16 protein-coding genes are annotated in these 16,655 nt (G+C 38.3%); 4 read left to right on the top strand and 12 right to left on the bottom strand.

The window, feature by feature from the left end; genetic code table 11:
• Positions 1–66 precede the first annotated feature (66 nt).
• Positions 67–888: a VOC family protein gene (locus ACKTSC_RS01175; protein WP_332580760.1), complete on the bottom strand. Its 822-nt coding sequence runs from the start codon at positions 886–888 to the stop codon at positions 67–69.
• A gap of 325 nt (positions 889–1,213) precedes the next feature.
• On the opposite strand from ACKTSC_RS01175, the gene ACKTSC_RS01170 reads away from it, so the two are divergent.
• Together ACKTSC_RS01170 and ACKTSC_RS01165 are read left to right on the top strand one after the other, a co-directional pair.
• A complete protein-coding gene (locus tag ACKTSC_RS01170; protein ID WP_407854834.1) occupies positions 1,214–1,522 on the top strand; it encodes a rhodanese-like domain-containing protein in 309 nt (102 codons plus the stop codon).
• A gap of 89 nt (positions 1,523–1,611) precedes the next feature.
• A complete protein-coding gene (locus ACKTSC_RS01165; protein ID WP_332580758.1) occupies positions 1,612–2,232 on the top strand; it encodes an NAD(P)H-dependent oxidoreductase in 621 nt (206 codons plus the stop codon).
• Positions 2,233–2,251: 19 nt separating this feature from the next.
• Here ACKTSC_RS01165 and ACKTSC_RS01160 read toward each other — a convergent pair whose 3' ends face one another.
• Together ACKTSC_RS01160 and ACKTSC_RS01155 are read right to left on the bottom strand one after the other, a co-directional pair.
• On the bottom strand, positions 2,252–3,415 hold the full coding sequence (locus tag ACKTSC_RS01160; RefSeq protein WP_407854835.1) for an AI-2E family transporter: 1,164 nt from the start codon (positions 3,413–3,415) through the stop codon (positions 2,252–2,254).
• A gap of 11 nt (positions 3,416–3,426) precedes the next feature.
• Positions 3,427–3,771, bottom strand: a complete 345-nt coding sequence (locus ACKTSC_RS01155; protein ID WP_332580756.1) for a PTS glucitol/sorbitol transporter subunit IIA — start codon at positions 3,769–3,771, stop codon at positions 3,427–3,429.
• 106 nt (positions 3,772–3,877) lie between these two features.
• Between ACKTSC_RS01155 and ACKTSC_RS01150 the strand changes: the two genes are divergently transcribed.
• The gene (locus tag ACKTSC_RS01150) at positions 3,878–4,897 is read left to right on the top strand and encodes a lactonase family protein (protein WP_407856609.1); all 1,020 of its coding nucleotides are present in this window, start codon (positions 3,878–3,880) and stop codon (positions 4,895–4,897) included.
• A gap of 18 nt (positions 4,898–4,915) precedes the next feature.
• Complete coding sequence (locus tag ACKTSC_RS01145) at positions 4,916–5,077, top strand: hypothetical protein (RefSeq protein WP_332580754.1); 162 nt, start codon at positions 4,916–4,918, stop codon at positions 5,075–5,077.
• Positions 5,078–5,312: 235 nt separating this feature from the next.
• On the opposite strand, the gene ACKTSC_RS01140 is transcribed toward ACKTSC_RS01145, so the two are convergent.
• From ACKTSC_RS01140 to groES, 9 genes are all read right to left on the bottom strand, one after another.
• Entirely contained in the window at positions 5,313–5,738 is a 426-nt protein-coding gene (locus tag ACKTSC_RS01140) for a hypothetical protein (RefSeq protein ID WP_332580753.1), read from the bottom strand.
• 150 nt (positions 5,739–5,888) lie between these two features.
• Positions 5,889–8,570: a calcium-translocating P-type ATPase, SERCA-type gene (locus tag ACKTSC_RS01135; protein WP_407854837.1), complete on the bottom strand. Its 2,682-nt coding sequence runs from the start codon at positions 8,568–8,570 to the stop codon at positions 5,889–5,891.
• Between the two features lie 237 nt (positions 8,571–8,807).
• Positions 8,808–9,554: a tRNA 2-thiocytidine biosynthesis TtcA family protein gene (locus ACKTSC_RS01130; protein WP_407856608.1), complete on the bottom strand. Its 747-nt coding sequence runs from the start codon at positions 9,552–9,554 to the stop codon at positions 8,808–8,810.
• Between the two features lie 20 nt (positions 9,555–9,574).
• On the bottom strand, positions 9,575–11,380 hold the full coding sequence (locus ACKTSC_RS01125; RefSeq protein WP_407856607.1) for an LTA synthase family protein: 1,806 nt from the start codon (positions 11,378–11,380) through the stop codon (positions 9,575–9,577).
• A gap of 112 nt (positions 11,381–11,492) precedes the next feature.
• A complete protein-coding gene (gene nadE, locus ACKTSC_RS01120; RefSeq protein WP_407854840.1) occupies positions 11,493–12,317 on the bottom strand; it encodes an ammonia-dependent NAD(+) synthetase in 825 nt (274 codons plus the stop codon).
• A gap of 14 nt (positions 12,318–12,331) precedes the next feature.
• On the bottom strand, positions 12,332–13,804 hold the full coding sequence (locus ACKTSC_RS01115; RefSeq protein ID WP_407856606.1) for a nicotinate phosphoribosyltransferase: 1,473 nt from the start codon (positions 13,802–13,804) through the stop codon (positions 12,332–12,334).
• A 177-nt stretch (positions 13,805–13,981) separates the two neighbouring features.
• Positions 13,982–14,341 (bottom strand): DUF1827 family protein, encoded by a 360-nt coding sequence (locus ACKTSC_RS01110; RefSeq protein ID WP_332580747.1) that lies wholly within the window; start codon positions 14,339–14,341, stop codon positions 13,982–13,984.
• 197 nt (positions 14,342–14,538) lie between these two features.
• The gene (groL, locus tag ACKTSC_RS01105) at positions 14,539–16,164 is read right to left on the bottom strand and encodes a chaperonin GroEL (protein ID WP_332580746.1); all 1,626 of its coding nucleotides are present in this window, start codon (positions 16,162–16,164) and stop codon (positions 14,539–14,541) included.
• A gap of 23 nt (positions 16,165–16,187) precedes the next feature.
• Positions 16,188–16,472, bottom strand: a complete 285-nt coding sequence (groES, locus tag ACKTSC_RS01100; protein ID WP_407856605.1) for a co-chaperone GroES — start codon at positions 16,470–16,472, stop codon at positions 16,188–16,190.
• Positions 16,473–16,655 lie beyond the last annotated feature (183 nt).

The following is a 16,655-nucleotide window of genomic DNA, read 5'->3' as shown; positions in this document are numbered from 1 at the left end:
TCGATCAACGACACAAAAAAAGCTGAAACAAAAGTCATTTCAACTTTCATCTCAGCCTCTTTTCATTTATTTTACGACAAACCACCATTCGATCCCGGCAGCATCGTAGATCGTGATCAAACTTTGTTTTTTATCACAGAAAAACTCACTCTTTTCTGCTTGCAGATGTTCCGATAACTCCAATAAGTTTTCTTTGGATACGCTGAATTGTAAAAAGTCTAATCCTAAAACCTTATCGGTTGGCAAATCGATCGTGCCACCCGTTGCAGTAGTCAAACCAACATTGAACTCGCCACGATTCAGTAATAATTCTTCGTCATTTTCGTTATGGACTTGTAGACCTAAGATATCTGCTAAAAATGCTTCTTGTTTCTTCAGATCACTAACATTCAAATGGATCTTATCAAAAAATGCACCATGGATTTTTTCTTCTTCAGTCGCCAATTCACTAAGTTTTTTGGCATCCAAATCAAAAGGTGTCGATGTTGAACGTTTTTTACTTGGTCCATAGAAAATCTCGATCTCGTTTCCTTCCGGATCTTCAAAAAGCAGTCCTTTTTCTTCTTCTGCTGAGAGCGCAGACTTTACAGGATAGTTTTCTTTTTCTGCCCGATAATAAACATTCGCTAATTCCTTCTCATTTGGAACAACTAATGAAAAACGCTGCATTTTTTTGATTTCACCTCGGTGTTCATCTGCCCGAGGACTCTCTTCCAACCATAATAGTTCACTGGCTGGATCTTTATACCCTAGAATCGCTAGTTCATTTTCTTCGCGCAATAAATGCAATCCGATGATATCCCTATAAAAATGGATCATTCCGTCTCGATCACGTACTCGAATGGCGATCGTTTTTAAATCAAGTTTCCCTAAATGAAAATTTCCCATTGTCCTCTTCCCTTCTTCTTCTTCATTCTAACGATGGCGACCCTTTCACGCAAGCAATATCCTTTGATTGAACGAAAAAATGTGAATTTTCTGACAAATAACGGTACTCTTTAGCCGTTTTAGGTGTGGATTTTTTATCATTTCGATTCATTATAGCGAATAAAGAAGAGGTTACCTATGACATTTCTGATCAATCTTTTTCTTTTTTGAAAACATTTTAGTAATTTTCAATGAATTGATTAAAAAATTCTCAAGAGTGGTTGTAATTCCAAAACAAATAGATTAAATTGGAGTCAATCTTAATAAAGAAGAGGTCATAAGAAAGATGAATAACTCGTTAACTGCAAAAGAATTTGTTGCCCTTGCTGCCAAAGAAAATGTGAACGTATTGGATTTAAGAGATGCTGAAGTTTTTGACACTAGCGACACGATCGAACATGCGAATGTTTTGCACCTGTCTTTGACTCAACTGCCGAACTGTTTGCACAAGTTAGATAAAGATAAAACCTATTATCTATTCACGCAATTTGGCCAACGAGCGAAAACGATGGCACAACATTTAAGAAATGAAGGTTTTGATGTCATTCGTGTCACAGGCGGTACTTCAGCCTATCAACAATACCTTGCAAGCTAAATTTCTTTAGCTCTTATGAGCAAATAAATTGTTTGTTGCAACTATTTTATGTACGATTCGATAGTATGAAAAAATAAGGAGGACTAACAGTGGCAAATGTCTTAGTAGTAAACGCACACCCACTCGCTGCAGAAGATTCACAAACAGTAACTGTTTTAGAAGCTTTTTTAAATGAACACGAAGCAACTCATCCGGAAGATGTTATCACGATGTTGGATTTGTATTATACCGATATCCCTGAGATTGACGGAGAATTATTATCCGCTTGGAAATCATTGCAAAAAGGAACAGAATTTACGGAATTAAGTAATTCACAACAAGAAAAAGTTCGTTTATTCAATGAATTTACGGATCAATTTCTAGCAGCTGAAAAAATCGTTATCGCGAATGCTTTATGGAACTTGAATATTCCAACAAAATTAAAAGCATGGTTCGATACAATCAATGTTGCCGGTAAAACTTTCCGTTACACAGCTGAAGGGCCCGTTGGATTGATCACAGATAAAAAAGCAATCCACATCCAATCTAGCGGCGGTACTTACAATGGTCAAGATTTCGCTTCACAATATGTTAAAGGCATCATGAACTTTATCGGTATTACTGATTTTGATGCAGTTTACATTGAAGGCGCTGATTATGATCCAAGTAAAGCATCTGAAATCATTGATGCAGCCAAAGAAAAAGCAAAAAAATTAGCGGCACAATTTTAATTAAAAAAAGACCGAGCGACTATTCGTCGACCGGTCTTTTTTCTTCGTCTTCATAGAGATTAGAAACACCTTTATACCATTCGAAAACGTGGATGATAATCACTTTAGCTACCGCATAGAATGGAATCCCTAAAATCACACCGACGATCCCAAAGATTTTTCCAGCAGTCAATAAGACAAACATGATCGTAACTGGATGAATCTCCAGCTGATTACCTAAAACTAATGGTGAAACGATCCGTCCTTCGATCGTTTGCTCAATCGCAAAGACAATAATCACCTTGACTAACATGATCGGTCCAGTCACTGCAGCGATAAAAATCACTGGTACCATCGCTAAGAAGGAACCCAAATACGGAACTAAATTCAACACACCAGCTAAGATTCCCAAAGTGATCGCATAGTTCATCCCGACGATTGAAAAACCGATGATAAACATTATCGCGACCGCGAAAGCGACCGTCAACTGGCCTCTAATATAAGAAGCTAACTGTGAATTCATCTCTGTCATCACCCGCAGCGTCGGCTTACGAGTCTTTGTTGGTAAAAATTGTAAAATATAAGGCGCTAACTTATCGCCATCTTTTAGTAAGAAAAACAAGATAATCGGTGCTGTGATCAAAGCGATCAATACTGTAGCCAAAGTTGATACCACATTTCCTAATCCTTGAATCGTCACTCGTGAAATATTTTGTGCGGTCTCAGTCAATGACTCTAATAACTTTTGTAAGCTATTGTCCAAATGCTGCTGCACCGGTTTAAACGATGGATCTTTGAAAATTTCACTGACTTTATCACTGACTGTATCGAAATACGCCGGCAAACTTTGAATCATCGTCGCTACTTGCTGACGAATCTGCGGAATGATCACCACGATACCCCAAATAATCAAGGCTACAACGACGATGAATAGCAAAATGATCCCAATCGTTCGATTCATTCCTTTTCGCTCCAAAAAATTAACGACTGGATTCATCAAATAATACAAAATCCCAGCAATGACGACCGGCAATCCAACGATAGCAAAAAACTGACCAACAGGTTCAAATATATAGGAAACTTTTGTGAAGACCAAAGTGATCAGCAATAACAATAATACGATGATCAAAGCAACAACCACTTGACTATTCAAAAACCATTTCCAAAACCAAGACGTTTTTTGCGTAAATTTCTTTTTATCCAAACACTCACGTCCTATTTATAAGTAATTTTCATCCCTACTTCTAGTTCAGGTAATTTTTCTGGTGTTACATAGATACCATTTGGGATCATACCGACTTCTTTTTGGAAAAATACAGTAGCATGTCCGATTTCATTTAAATTTTGATTGGCTAAGTGCCCAATACCCTGCACTTGATAAACTTGATTGCCAAAAAATAGCTGACTTCCTTCTTTAAGCGTGATTGGTTCATCTCCGCTCTTTTTTTGAACGATCGATACATCTAATAGATCCGACGGAATTGCTTCGCCAAAAAGCACTAAAAGATTTTCATCGTTGATTGCATCTTTGCCAATTTGAGTAATTTCAGTCACTGTCATAATTCACGCTCTTTTCCTGTTTATTTTTCAATTATATCATAAAGTTAGCGCTATCCAAGAGCCAATAAAATTGCTAGAATATAGATACAATGAAGGAGGTTTTTCCATGATCCACAAAATACTTTTAGGTACCTATACCCGACGCATCAGTCAAGGGATCTATCAAATCGAGTTAGATACGACGAATGAAACGTTGGAAAATTTATCATTAGTACTGGCAGAAACAAGCCCTACCTACTTAGCAAAAAGTAAATTGAATCGTTTATACGCTGTGACCAGCCGCAATGATCAAGGAGGCGTTTCTAGCTATGATAATGAAAACAACTTTTTGAATGCGGTAACAGAAGCAGGTGCACCTCCTTGTTACGTGGCAGTCGACGATGAGCGTCAACTTGTTTATGCAGCTAACTACCATAAAGGTGCTTTAAACACTTATAAAATTCAAACAGATGGTTCGCTTGAAGCAAAATCTGCTGTAGAGCATAAAGAACCGACTGGCCCTCATAAAAACCAAGATCATGCCCATACACATTATACTGATCTAACACCAGACCAACGTTTAGCCGTCTGTGATCTAGGAACTGATCGTCTTTATACTTATGATGTCAGTACCGATGGCGCAGTTGAAGAAACCGCCGTTTATGTAGCTGAAGCAGGAACTGGTCCACGCCACCTGGTCTTTCATCCAAATGAAACAACGGCGTATTTATTCGGCGAGTTAGACAGCAGTGTCACTGTACTTGCCTACGATGCTGCAGATGGCAGCTTTACGCAAAAGCAAAAACTTTCTACATTACCGGCAGATTTTGATGGTGAAAACGGCGGTGCCGCGATTCGCATTTCTAAAGATGGTCATTTCTTATACGCTTCAAATCGCGGTCATAACTCAATCGCAGTCTTTGCGATCACAGAAAATGGATCAAAACTTGAATTGATTCAAATTATTTCGAGTGAAGGTGATTTCCCGCGCGATTTTGCTTTGAGTCCTGATGATGCTTACATCGTCTGTGCAAACCAAAATACCGATAATCTAACACTTTATCGCAGAGATCAAACAACGGGTCTCTTACAAATGATCCAAAAAGATATTTATGCCCCAGAAACCGTTTGTGTTTATTTCGAATAAAAGGAAGCGATTTGTTAAATGGATAAAGAAGCTGTGATCGAACGTCTAAAAACAGAGTTGGGATTGCCGAACTTCAAAGGACGTTTAGAAGAAAAAGAATACACAGAAGCAGAATATCAAAAAATCAAGAATGATTTGAATGATTATTTCGAAAACTATGTACGAAACATAGAAAATTAATAAAAAAACTCTTTAAGCAAATTGCTTAAAGAGTTTTTTTATTGTATGAATCCATGACTTAAAAAAGAGCACCGATCGGCAAATCGGTGCAAAGGAGTATTACCTAAATGCAATGAAAAAGAAAAGGTTGTTATTGGTTATGAATTAATCATACCTGATTCTCTATCCACTGTACTTAAAATAACGTTATAATAAAATTAGAAAACCTTTGTTCTTTTAGAATTTGTATTGTTCACTATTTCAATAACAAATTAGTAATTTTTTGGATCGTTTTATAAATTGTATCTGTTGCAGCATCTTGTTTTTTTTCAGCAGCATCGAACGCTTCTTCATTAACTTGCGGCAATAGACTATCGGTCATTTCTTGGCAACCAGCTACATAGTCAACATATGCCTTTTGGAAACTTTTATGGTTTCCCATTACTTTTGCTGGTGGTTTAAGCAAACTAATTTTTTCTAGATTCAATTTATAGAATTGTGTTCCTTCTTTGAATAGTTCATGGATTTCTGATAAATGACTTGGATCAAAATCAGCCATTGTTTTTTCATCTAACGCTGTCCGAATTTCTTCGTAACTTGGGTGTAAACGTTCGCCCATTTGCTCTGTTGCTTGAACGATTTCGTTGATTTCTCTTGCATAAAATCCTGTATTAGGTCGCATTCATTTATTCCTACTTTCTATTTTAGATACTTTCATTTTACCCATTTTTACTGATTAAGCAAAGTTGTAGTAAAAATGAACACTAAATTTAATTGTTTTTAAAAATGAAAAGCGTCATTATCTTACTTCAAGATAATGACGCTTTTCTAATTAATTCTTATTCTTCATACTTGCACGTTGGAAGAATTTTACGATTTCAACAATTGGAATGATCGCAAAGGATGAACCAATCACGATGCCCCATTGATATAAATCTAAGTGAGCAACTCGGAAAATATCATTCAATCCCGGAACGATGATGATGACCATCATCAAAGCAAAGGATAAAAGAATCGCCCAGTTGAAAGCTTTGTTTCTAAATGCTCCTACAGTAAACAGTGATTGATGAATTGATTTCACATTGAAAGCATGGAACAATTGCATCAAGCCTAAAGTTGCAAAAGCCATTGTCAAAGCATCCGAATGAATTTCTGCATAAACGGTATGGACTGGCCATTGAATCGCTGACCAATATACGAACAAGACTGTTGCCGCTTCTAAGATCCCTTGATAGATGATACTTGAGAAGACACCGCCTGAGAATAAGTTCGAACTACGACCACGAGGTTTGTGGCTCATCAGATCTTTTTCTGCCGGCTCCATTCCAAGGGCAATTGCTGGGAATGTATCTGTTACTAAGTTGATCCATAACAGATGGATCGGTAATAAAGTATCCCAACCAAGAAGGGTCGCGATAAACAATGTCAATACTTCGCCTAAATTAGCAGCCAATAGATATTGAACAGATTTTTGGATATTTGAGAACACTTTTCGGCCTTCTTCAACAGCCACGACGATTGTTGCGAAGTTATCATCCGCTAAGACCATATCTGATGCGCCTTTTGAAACTTCTGTACCAGTGATCCCCATTCCGATCCCGATATCGGCTTGCTTCAAGGCCGGTGCATCATTGACACCGTCACCAGTCATCGCCACCACTTTGCCTTCTTTTTGCCAAGCTTTAACGATACGGACTTTATGTTCTGGCGAAACACGTGCATAAACTGAATAGTGTTCCACTTTTTGAGCAAACTCTTCATCAGTCATTTCATTTAATTGTGCCCCTGTCAGTACAGCATCATCGTCGCCTTTAGCGATGATACCTAAACGAGCTGCGATTGCTTCGGCAGTGTCCTTGTGATCTCCAGTGATCATGATCGGACGAACACCCGCTTCTTTAGCAATCCGAACTGCTTCTGCTGCTTCGACACGTTCTGGATCGATCATACCAACTAAACCAGCAAAAATCAGATCCGTTTCGATGACTTCTGATTCTAACTCAGCAGGTATGTGATCCACATACTTATAAGCCATCCCTAAAACACGTAATGCTTGTTGCGCCATATCTTTATTATTAGTTAAAATATCTTGTTTTTCTTTTTCAGTCATAGGAACGACTTGGCCATTCAATAAAATGTGCGTTGCACGATTCAATAAAACATCTGGCGCACCTTTAACTGCAACTAAAATTTTTCCATCTTGTTCTTCATGTAATGTACTCATCAATTTACGGTCAGAATCAAAAGGTAATTCTGCGACTCGAGGTTCTTTTGCTACTTTTTCTCTCACATCAAACTGATTGTCTAACCCAAATTGGACTAGGGCTGTTTCTGTTGGATCACCAATCAAATCGCCTTCTTGAGAAATTTTTGTATCATTAGCATAATTCATGACTTTCATCGCCATGCTGTCTACAGGCAATTCCCCATTGGCAGCAAATTGTTGATTATCGACATATAATTTTTCAACTGTCATTTGATTCAATGTCAATGTCCCCGTTTTATCAGAGGCAATAATATCAGTTGAACCTAATGTTTCGACTGCCGGTAATTTACGGATCACTGAATTTCGCTTAGCCATCACTTGTGTGCCTAAAGCCAAGATAATCGTAACGATTGCCGGCAAGCCTTCTGGTATCGCTGCAACAGCTAACGAGATTGAAGTCAATAACATATCGACCCAAGAAGTACCATTGAAGACAATTCCAACTACGAACATTACAACGGCAATCACAATGATTGCTAACGTTAAAAATTTTCCTAATTGATTCAAATTGGTTTTCAATGGTGTTTCTGTTTCATCGGCTTGGGCTAACATTCCAGCGATTTTACCGACTTCAGTATTCATACCAGTATTAACGACGATCCCTTTTCCGCGACCATATGTGACATTACTATTTGAATAAGCCATATTCACACGATCACCGATACCAACATCCGTTCCCTCGATCACAACCATTTCTTTTTCGACGGGAACAGATTCTCCCGTCAAAGCAGCTTCCTCGATTTTTAGTGAGGCGATTTCAATCAAACGTAGATCAGCTGGTACCACATCGCCTGCTTCTAACATGACAATATCTCCAGGTACTAGTTCAGTTGATTTGATTGAGCTGATGTGACCGTCGCGTAACACATTAGCATTAGGTGTCGACATTTCCCGCAATGCCTCGATAGCTTGTTCCGCTTTTGATTCTTGCACCACACCCATTACTGCATTGATGATCACAACAGCTAGAATAATGATCGAATCAACAACTTCATGAGAGACGACTGCCGAGATCACTGCTGCTGCTAGCAAAACAATGATCATCAAATCTTTGAATTGTTCAAAGAAGCGCACTATCATACTCTTCTTTTCGCCCTCTTCTAATTCATTCGGGCCATAAGCTGCTAAACGTGTTTGTGCTTCCGACTTTGTTAACCCATCCTCAGTCGTTTGCACTTCTGCTAAAACCTGTTCTGTCTCTTCAGCATAAAAAGGCTTTATTAGTTGTTGCTTTTTCTCTTCTGACATTTTTATCCTCCTTAAAATAAGTGCTGTTGGGAGTAAAAAAAATAGACTCGTGTATGCGAAAAAACACATACATAAGTCTCACTATTTAAGACAACACCAGAAATTTCTTTTCTTGTTGGTGGCGTTGCCACAGCTTATGCTGCCAGTTACTCCCCTATGAATACTAGCTGAATTATAGCATGAGAAATCATAAAAAGACAAACAATAGTTATGGAAAAAACTTTTGTAAAGGCTTTCTTAATCGACTTTTGGCCAAAAATCTGCTGCCGTTCCTTGCTCCATCCCGACGATGAATCGTTTCCGAATATCTGGATGTTCGATAGAAAGAGTCGTGACTAACTTTTTTATCTCTTCCCGTTTAGTCTTTTTATCCACAGGACAAGGATTGAAAACAACTGGTAACTCAGAGCGTTTCACAAATTGAATGATTTGTTTTTCCTCTAAATAGATCATCGGACGAATTAAAGTCACGTTTGTCTTCGATAAATAGCTAGTTGGCTCAAAACTGTTTAACCGGCCGTGAAACAAAAAGTTCATAAAATAAGTTTCGATTGCATCATCAACATGATGGCCTAAAGCAACTTTCTGACAGCCTAATTCCTGCGCTCGTGTATACAAAATTCCCCGTCGCAACTTAGCACATAGCGAACAGGGAGATCGTTCCTCCCGAATATCAAATACGATTTTTGCAATCTTAGTGGGAACGATTTCTAGCGTATAGCCTAATTCCTCCACCAATTGTTTCATCGGTGTAATATCGCAGTCTTCAAATCCCATATCCAAACAGATCGGAACGATTTCAAAATCAAAACCCAGCCGTTTTTGTCTGCGCAATTGATCTAATATTACCAATAGAGTCGTACTATCTTTCCCGCCACTCATCCCAATGGCGACCCGATCGCCGGCTTGGATCATGTGATGATTCAAAATCGCTCGGCGAACAGGATTAAAATAAGTCTGATTGTCTTTCTTTTTAAATTCCATAAAGCCTCCCACACGTCTTTTTAGTCAAAAAATTTCTCTTTTAAGCTGTATTGTTCACCAGTGGTAATATCATATTGGATCAATTGATATTCTTGATAAAGTTCTTCTTGGGATTGATTGAGGCGCGCTTCCTTAAACCACTGACCATCTTGATAATACATTCCCTTTTCAAAAGCCGGAAGCTCTTCTTGAAGGGCTAATAATAACTTCTGAAAACCGGTTTGTTGAATACCGGTTTGCTGGAAAAGATCCGCTGCAAAATAAAATGGACTGGTAACCGTCTTTTCATTCGTCAATTGATGTTGATTATCATAAAACAAGAATTCTGTTTCGTGTAGTTGATGTCCCTCATTTGCTTCTTGTGTCGTATTAGAATAAATTCCTGGCAAATGATCGCCCCAGAAAACAACTAACGTCCGTTCAGGTAGTTTATCGATATCAGCTAAAAAGTCTTTCAATGCTTCACTGCTGTAAGCCACATCTTGAAGATAACTTCGAACCGAAGACGTATCGTCGCCTTTCACCAGATAAGGTACCTCGTCATATTTATTTTCATACGGCATATGTGTCTGCATCGTCACTAAATGTAAAAATTGTGGTTGTTGATTTTTCTCCAGCTGATCCATCACTTCTTGATAGGCGGACGCATCAGAGATATAAGGATTGTTCTCGATTTTATCCGTGTGGGTCATCGTATCTTCATTTAAAAATTGATCAAAACCAAACGTTTGATAGACATCTTTGCGTTTATACATCGATGTATTATATGGATGGATCGCCGTTGTCTGATAGCCGCGATTTTTTAATGTTGAAACGAGTGAAGGAAAAGTCTTGAATCCTGGTACTAACATCGTGTAAGGTGTGGTCATTTGACTGTTGAATAATTCCATTGAAAAACCGGTCAATGCTTCAAATTCAATATTCGCCGTACCGCCGCCATAGTTTTGTGACAACATCTGACCACTATAGGTGTTATCAGCTACAGTTCGATAATCTTTTAACGGATCTCCGCCGATAATATCCAACCCTTTCAAACGGCTTGTATCAGAAAAACTTTCACTCATAACATAGACGATATTTGGTTTTTCCTCAGATGTCGCCTGCTTTTTCACTTGATACTTTTCGGTGATTTTTTTGATCGTCGCTTCGGAATAGTTATCCGGCTTATCCATTGCATCGACTGAAAGATTATATAAAAAGCCACCCATAAATCCCGTATTGTAATAATTCATTTTTTGACTATAGGGAATCCACAAAGCGGTTTTATTATAGGCTTTACGCAAAAGATTATTTGGTTGATTAAATCCGCCAACATAAAACAGCAAACCGCTCGTCACCAACAATAATCCAAAACGAATCCATTGTTGCCGCTTGGTCAATTTTAAGCTTTGCTTCAAACTAAAAATGATCAAAAATATTCCGACTACTAATAATAGAAGAAATAGGATAAACAGTGGCAAGCCAATAATGTCTTTGATCATGTTAAATTCTGTCACCATCTTCAGATCACTAGGATAAATCGGCTCCATCCGATACTTCATTTTCATAAAATTCGCACTACCGATACCAATGATCACTAGCGAATAAAAAATGCTTCCTATTTTTAACGAACCTAAAAGGCTAGTAAGCCACCCATAAAAAAGAAGTAATACAAAACACCCTAAGAAAAATTTCTCGGTATGCCAAGAAAAAGCAAACTTAAAGGCTAATTCAAATGAAAAATTATTTTGGGTCAATTGAAAAAAAAGATTCGAAACTATGATTAGAGTTGCCACGCCTAGAACGATCAGAATCTTGCTCCAAGGGAGCCGTTTTATTTTTTGCATACGTCGCTCCTATTCCATGAATTACTAAATATTTTAGCGATAATCCGAAAAAAAGTAAAGATAACAAAAAAGCTCAGCAGCTAGATCAGCTGCTGAGCCGTTTGGCATCTGCTTATTTCCAAAAATCATCAAAGATCGTGATCGGTAAATGACGTTTATGCTGTGTTTTGTTCCACCAGTTTTCGATCGTTGCTTGGGCGTTTGAATCAATTGTTTTACCTTCTAGATAATCATCGATATCATCATATGTGACGCCTAATGCGACTTCATCCGCAACCAATGGTTTACCGTCTTCAAGATCGGCAGTCGGCACTTTTAAGTAAATAGCTTCTTCAGCGCCTAATTCTTTCAATAACATTTTACCTTGTCGTTTATTCAAACGGAACAATGGTAAAATATCTGCACCGCCGTCACCGAATTTAGTGAAGAAACCTGTAATATTTTCGGCTGCATGATCCGTTCCGATGACTGCGCCAGAATTGCCGCCAGCGATTCCATATTGGGTGATCATCCGTTGCCGCGCTTTGATATTACCTTTATTGAAATCAGTGATCGTCACGCCGGCTTCTTCCAACGCTGCTACTTGTGCATCAACCGCTGGTTTGATATTGACACTCAAACTAACGTCTGGTTGAATAAAATCCAATGCTCGTTTGGCATCTGCTTCATCTGCTTGCGTACCGTAAGGCAAGCGAACAGCAATAAAACGATAGCTGTCATCACCAGTTTCATCACGCATCTCAGTCATTGCTAACTGAGCTAAACGCCCTGCTAATGAAGAATCTTGCCCGCCGCTGATCCCTAAGACCAAGGTTTTTAAAAACGGATATTTTTTTAGATAGTCTTTAAGAAAGTCGACACTTTTGCGGATTTCTGCTTTTGGATCGATTTCTGGTTTTGTTCCTAATTCTTTGATAATTTCTGCTTGCAATGTCATCAGACATCCACTCCCTAATCTTCTTGGTCTATTTTTACCACTGAATTACGTACTTTTTCCATAATTCTATTTTTGTGGTTCCAACATTCCGTAGACAAATCTACTGGATATTTTTGCGGGTTCAAATCCCGTTTGTATTCTTCCCATAAAGAGTCCAAACTATTTTTGGCTGTTTGTTTGACTTCTTCCAAATCAGGAAGTTCATAAATCAATTTTCCATCAACAAAAATCTCTTGCAGAATCGGACGGGCTTCAAAATTTTTCACCGTCTTATTGATATATGGATAGACTGGATGGAACATGAAGATCTCATCTTCTTTTCGAGGATCTTCATTCCACAAAGTCACGTAATCTCCTTCAGATTTCCCATCTGATTTACGTGTGATACGCCATACTTGTTTTTTACCCGGTGTCGTCACTTTTTCAGCATTACTTGAAAGTTTAATCGTATCGATCATTTCACCGTTCTCATTTTCAATTGAAACCAATTTGAAGACTGCTCCTAACGCTGGTTGGTCATAAGCCGTGATCAATTTTGTTCCGACACCCCAAACATCGATTTTTGCATGCTGCATCTTCAAGTTTAAAATCGTGCTCTCATCTAAATCGTTGGAAGCATAGATTTTTGCATCTGGAAAACCTGCTTCGTCTAATTGTTGACGTACTCGTTTGGAAATATAAGCCATATCTCCGCTATCGATTCGGACGCCTAAGAAATTGATTTTATCACTCATTTCCCGCGCGACTTTGATAGCATTCGGCACACCCGATCTGATCGTATCGTAAGTATCAACTAAAAAGACACAATCGCGATGTGTTTGAGCATAAGCTTTAAACCCGTCGTAGTCATTTCCGTATGATTGGATCAAGGAATGCGCATGTGTTCCGCTGTCAGGAATTCCAAAAATTTTCCCTGCACGAACATTACTCGTTGCATCCGCACCGCCAATATAAGCTGCTCGCGTACCCCATAGTGCCGCATCCATTTCTTGCGCTCGACGTGTCCCAAATTCTAATAATGGATCCTCGCCGATCACTGATTTGATCCGTGCTGCTTTTGTAGCAATCAAAGTTTGGAAATTAACGATATTCAAAAGTGCTGTTTCGACTAATTGACAATGTAATAGCGGTCCTTCCACTTGGATCAAAGGCTCATTGCTGAATACCAGCTCTCCTTCGATCACTGAACGGACAGTACAAGAAAATTTAAACTCGCGTAAATAGTCGATAAAATCAGCTGGATAATGTTCGACCTCTGATAAATAAGCAAGATCGCTCTCACTGAAAGTCAGATTTTCTAAATATTTTACAAGCCGTTCCAATCCGGCAAAAATTACATATCCATTGTCGAATGGCATATTACGAAAATAGCATTCAAATACCGCATGAAGATCTGCTCGACCCGTCTCCCAATAAGTTTTCATCATATTGATCTGATACAGGTCCGTATGAAGGGTCAAACTGTCATCTTCGTACAACTTTTTCATAGTCCATGCTCCTCATTTGTTTTTAGTGAATTAAACTAATTTGTCTTATTATATCATAAGAGCTTAGCACGAGTAGTATTAGCTCCCTTAGCTATGAATAAATTTCATTTTAAATTTGAAACAAAAAAAAGAGAGCAAGACAAAAGTTTTTTCCACTTTTGTCTCGACCTCTATGAATCAATCTTTAGGCACAGTGTACTTGATAGAAATGATATCTTTATAGGAATTTTTGGGTCTGATTCCTGCTTCATCGATTTGTTTTTTATATCCTACATTGATCGATACATCTTTACGATCCACTTTCAATAAACGATGGATGATCGTATCGACTTCTTTATGGTTGATTTTACGTTGACGATTTAGTAGCAATAATTCGATCGTATCAAAACGATCTGCATAGATGATCTTCGTCCGATCATACGCATACAATTTAAAATATTTTACTGCTTGACGATTATCAAAGGCATACTTCGTCAAATTTGGGTAAAGTGTTTCGATATTTAGGTTGCTATTTAATGGTGTTTCGATTAATTTCATCCAATCAGCTCCTCTACGCTCACAATTGTTTAGTTAAAAAATAACTAACTCTCACTAATTATTTTACCATAATTATGCTGTGATTTTTCTTCATAATCGAAATTTTTTTGAAAAAAATGACTATTAAAATGCTTTAAATGCCTTTTTTAGTGAAAAAAAATCATCGGAAAGTTTTTCCGATGATTTTTAAATTGTTTTTACATCATACCGCCCATCATTGATGGATCCATTGCTGGAGCAGCTGCGCCACCTTCGACAGGTTTGTCCGCAACAACAGCTTCAGTCGTTAATAATAATGCAGAAACAGATGCTGCATTTTGCAAAGCTGAACGAGTTACTTTAGTTGGGTCGACGATTCCGGCATCGATCATATTCACATATTCACCAGAAGCGGCATTGAAACCAGTTCCGTGTTCAGCATTTTTTAATTTATCAATCACAACTGATCCTTCAAAGCCAGCATTTTCTGCGATTTGACGAACAGGTTCTTCTAACGCACGAACCACGATCTTGATCCCAGTCGCAACATCGCCTTCAGCTGCTAATTCAGAAACTTTCTTGATGACGTTGACTAAAGCAGTTCCCCCACCAGATACGATTCCTTCTTCAACTGCTGCACGCGTTGAATTCAATGCGTCTTCGATTCGTAATTTCAATTCTTTTAATTCTGTTTCAGTTGCTGCACCGACTTTAACGACCGCCACTCCGCCAGCAAGTTTTGCTAAACGTTCTTGTAATTTTTCACGGTCAAAATCAGAAGTTGTTTCGCCGATTTGACGTTTGATCATTTCTACCCGGTCAGCTAAGGCCGCTTTGTCGCCAGCACCTTCAACGATTGTTGTATTGTCTTTATCAACGACTACTTTACCAGCAGTACCTAAGTTTTCGATCGTTGCATCTTTTAATTCTAAACCTAGATCTTCAGTGATCACAGTTGCACCAGTTAAAACAGCGATATCTTCAAGCATTGCTTTACGACGGTCACCAAATCCTGGAGCTTTAACAGCTACAACATTGAACGTTCCACGAATTTTATTCAAGACTAATGTTGGTAGAGCTTCACCGTCTACATCATCAGCAATGATCAATAATGAACGAGATTGTTGTAAGACTTGTTCTAACAACGGCAAGATATCTTGGATGTTAGAGATTTTTTTGTCAGTGATTAAGATATATGGATTTTCTAGAGCGGCTTCCATTTTATCGTTGTCTGTTACCATGTATTGAGACAAGTAACCACGATCAAATTGCATTCCTTCAACTACATCTAATTCTGTATCGATCCCTTTTGATTCTTCGATCGTGATAACACCGTCGTTACCGACTTTTTCCATTGCTTCAGCGATCAATTTACCAACTTCTTCGCTGCCAGAAGATACAGCAGCTACTTGTGCGATAGCATCTTTTGAATCAACTACTTTAGAGATACTGTGTAATTCTTCTACAGCAGCTTTTGTTGCCAATTCGATCCCACGACGAATGCCCATTGGGTTTGCACCGGCAGTGACGTTTTTCAAACCTTCGCGAACGATAGCTTGAGTTAAAACAGTCGCTGTCGTCGTACCGTCACCCGCGATATCATTTGTTTTTGAAGCAACTTCAGAAACAAGTTTTGCACCCATATTTTCAAAATGATCTTCTAATTCAATATCTTTTGCGATAGTTACACCGTCATTTGTAATCAATGGTGAACCATAAGATTTTTCTAAAACAACATTACGTCCTTTAGGTCCTAATGTTACTTTTACTGTGTCTGCTAATTTGTCTACACCGCGTAGCATTGCTGCACGTGCATCTTCAGAAAATTTAATATCTTTTGCCATGATTTCTTCACCTCATTAATTTTTTATTCAACGATTGCCATGATATCTTTTGCAGCGATGATCAAGTATTCGTTGCCTTCATATTTCACTTCAGTACCAGAATATTTTTCAAACATTACCATATCGCCTACTGCTACCGGCATTGGACTTTTTTCACCGTTTTCCAGTACATTGCCTTCACCCACAGCCACAACTTTTGCTGTTTGTGGTTTTTCTTTGGCAGCAGATGCCAATACTAGGCCTCCAACTGTTTTTTCTTCTTCTTGAGCAACTTCAAGAATGACACGATCACCTAATGGTTTTAACACGATAAATCCCTCCAACTAGTAATGATTTTCAAACGTTAGCACTCTTTACTTCTAAGTGCTAACTCACAATTATTATCATACTCATTTTTACTTCTTTTTGCAAGTCCTTGGTTTATCTTTTTCGATTTTTCTGCTGCAAAGCTTTTATCCAACTTATGGTATACTTGAAAACAACACGGTTTA

The sequence above is a fragment of the Enterococcus hailinensis genome, assembly GCF_045862035.1.
GTDB lineage: Bacteria > Bacillota > Bacilli > Lactobacillales > Enterococcaceae > Enterococcus_A > Enterococcus_A hailinensis.
The sequence above is the reverse complement of the archived record's forward strand: the minus strand, read 5'-3'. Positions and strand labels throughout refer to the sequence as shown.

What these genes read in the sequence shown, in the direction of transcription:
- ACKTSC_RS01175 (WP_332580760.1), bottom strand. Translation starts at nt 888, where the DNA reads ATGGGAAATTTTCATTTAGGGAAACTTGATTTAAAAACGATCGCCATT.
- ACKTSC_RS01170 (WP_407854834.1), top strand. Translation starts at nt 1,214, where the DNA reads ATGAATAACTCGTTAACTGCAAAAGAATTTGTTGCCCTTGCTGCCAAA.
- ACKTSC_RS01155 (WP_332580756.1), bottom strand. Translation starts at nt 3,771, where the DNA reads ATGACAGTGACTGAAATTACTCAAATTGGCAAAGATGCAATCAACGAT.
- ACKTSC_RS01150 (WP_407856609.1), top strand. Translation starts at nt 3,878, where the DNA reads ATGATCCACAAAATACTTTTAGGTACCTATACCCGACGCATCAGTCAA.
- ACKTSC_RS01145 (WP_332580754.1), top strand. Translation starts at nt 4,916, where the DNA reads ATGGATAAAGAAGCTGTGATCGAACGTCTAAAAACAGAGTTGGGATTG.
- ACKTSC_RS01140 (WP_332580753.1), bottom strand. Translation starts at nt 5,738, where the DNA reads ATGCGACCTAATACAGGATTTTATGCAAGAGAAATCAACGAAATCGTT.
- ACKTSC_RS01135 (WP_407854837.1), bottom strand. Translation starts at nt 8,570, where the DNA reads ATGTCAGAAGAGAAAAAGCAACAACTAATAAAGCCTTTTTATGCTGAA.
- ACKTSC_RS01130 (WP_407856608.1), bottom strand. Translation starts at nt 9,554, where the DNA reads ATGGAATTTAAAAAGAAAGACAATCAGACTTATTTTAATCCTGTTCGC.
- ACKTSC_RS01125 (WP_407856607.1), bottom strand. Translation starts at nt 11,380, where the DNA reads ATGCAAAAAATAAAACGGCTCCCTTGGAGCAAGATTCTGATCGTTCTA.
- nadE (WP_407854840.1), bottom strand. Translation starts at nt 12,317, where the DNA reads ATGACATTGCAAGCAGAAATTATCAAAGAATTAGGAACAAAACCAGAA.
- ACKTSC_RS01115 (WP_407856606.1), bottom strand. Translation starts at nt 13,804, where the DNA reads ATGAAAAAGTTGTACGAAGATGACAGTTTGACCCTTCATACGGACCTG.
- ACKTSC_RS01110 (WP_332580747.1), bottom strand. Translation starts at nt 14,341, where the DNA reads ATGAAATTAATCGAAACACCATTAAATAGCAACCTAAATATCGAAACA.
- groL (WP_332580746.1), bottom strand. Translation starts at nt 16,164, where the DNA reads ATGGCAAAAGATATTAAATTTTCTGAAGATGCACGTGCAGCAATGCTA.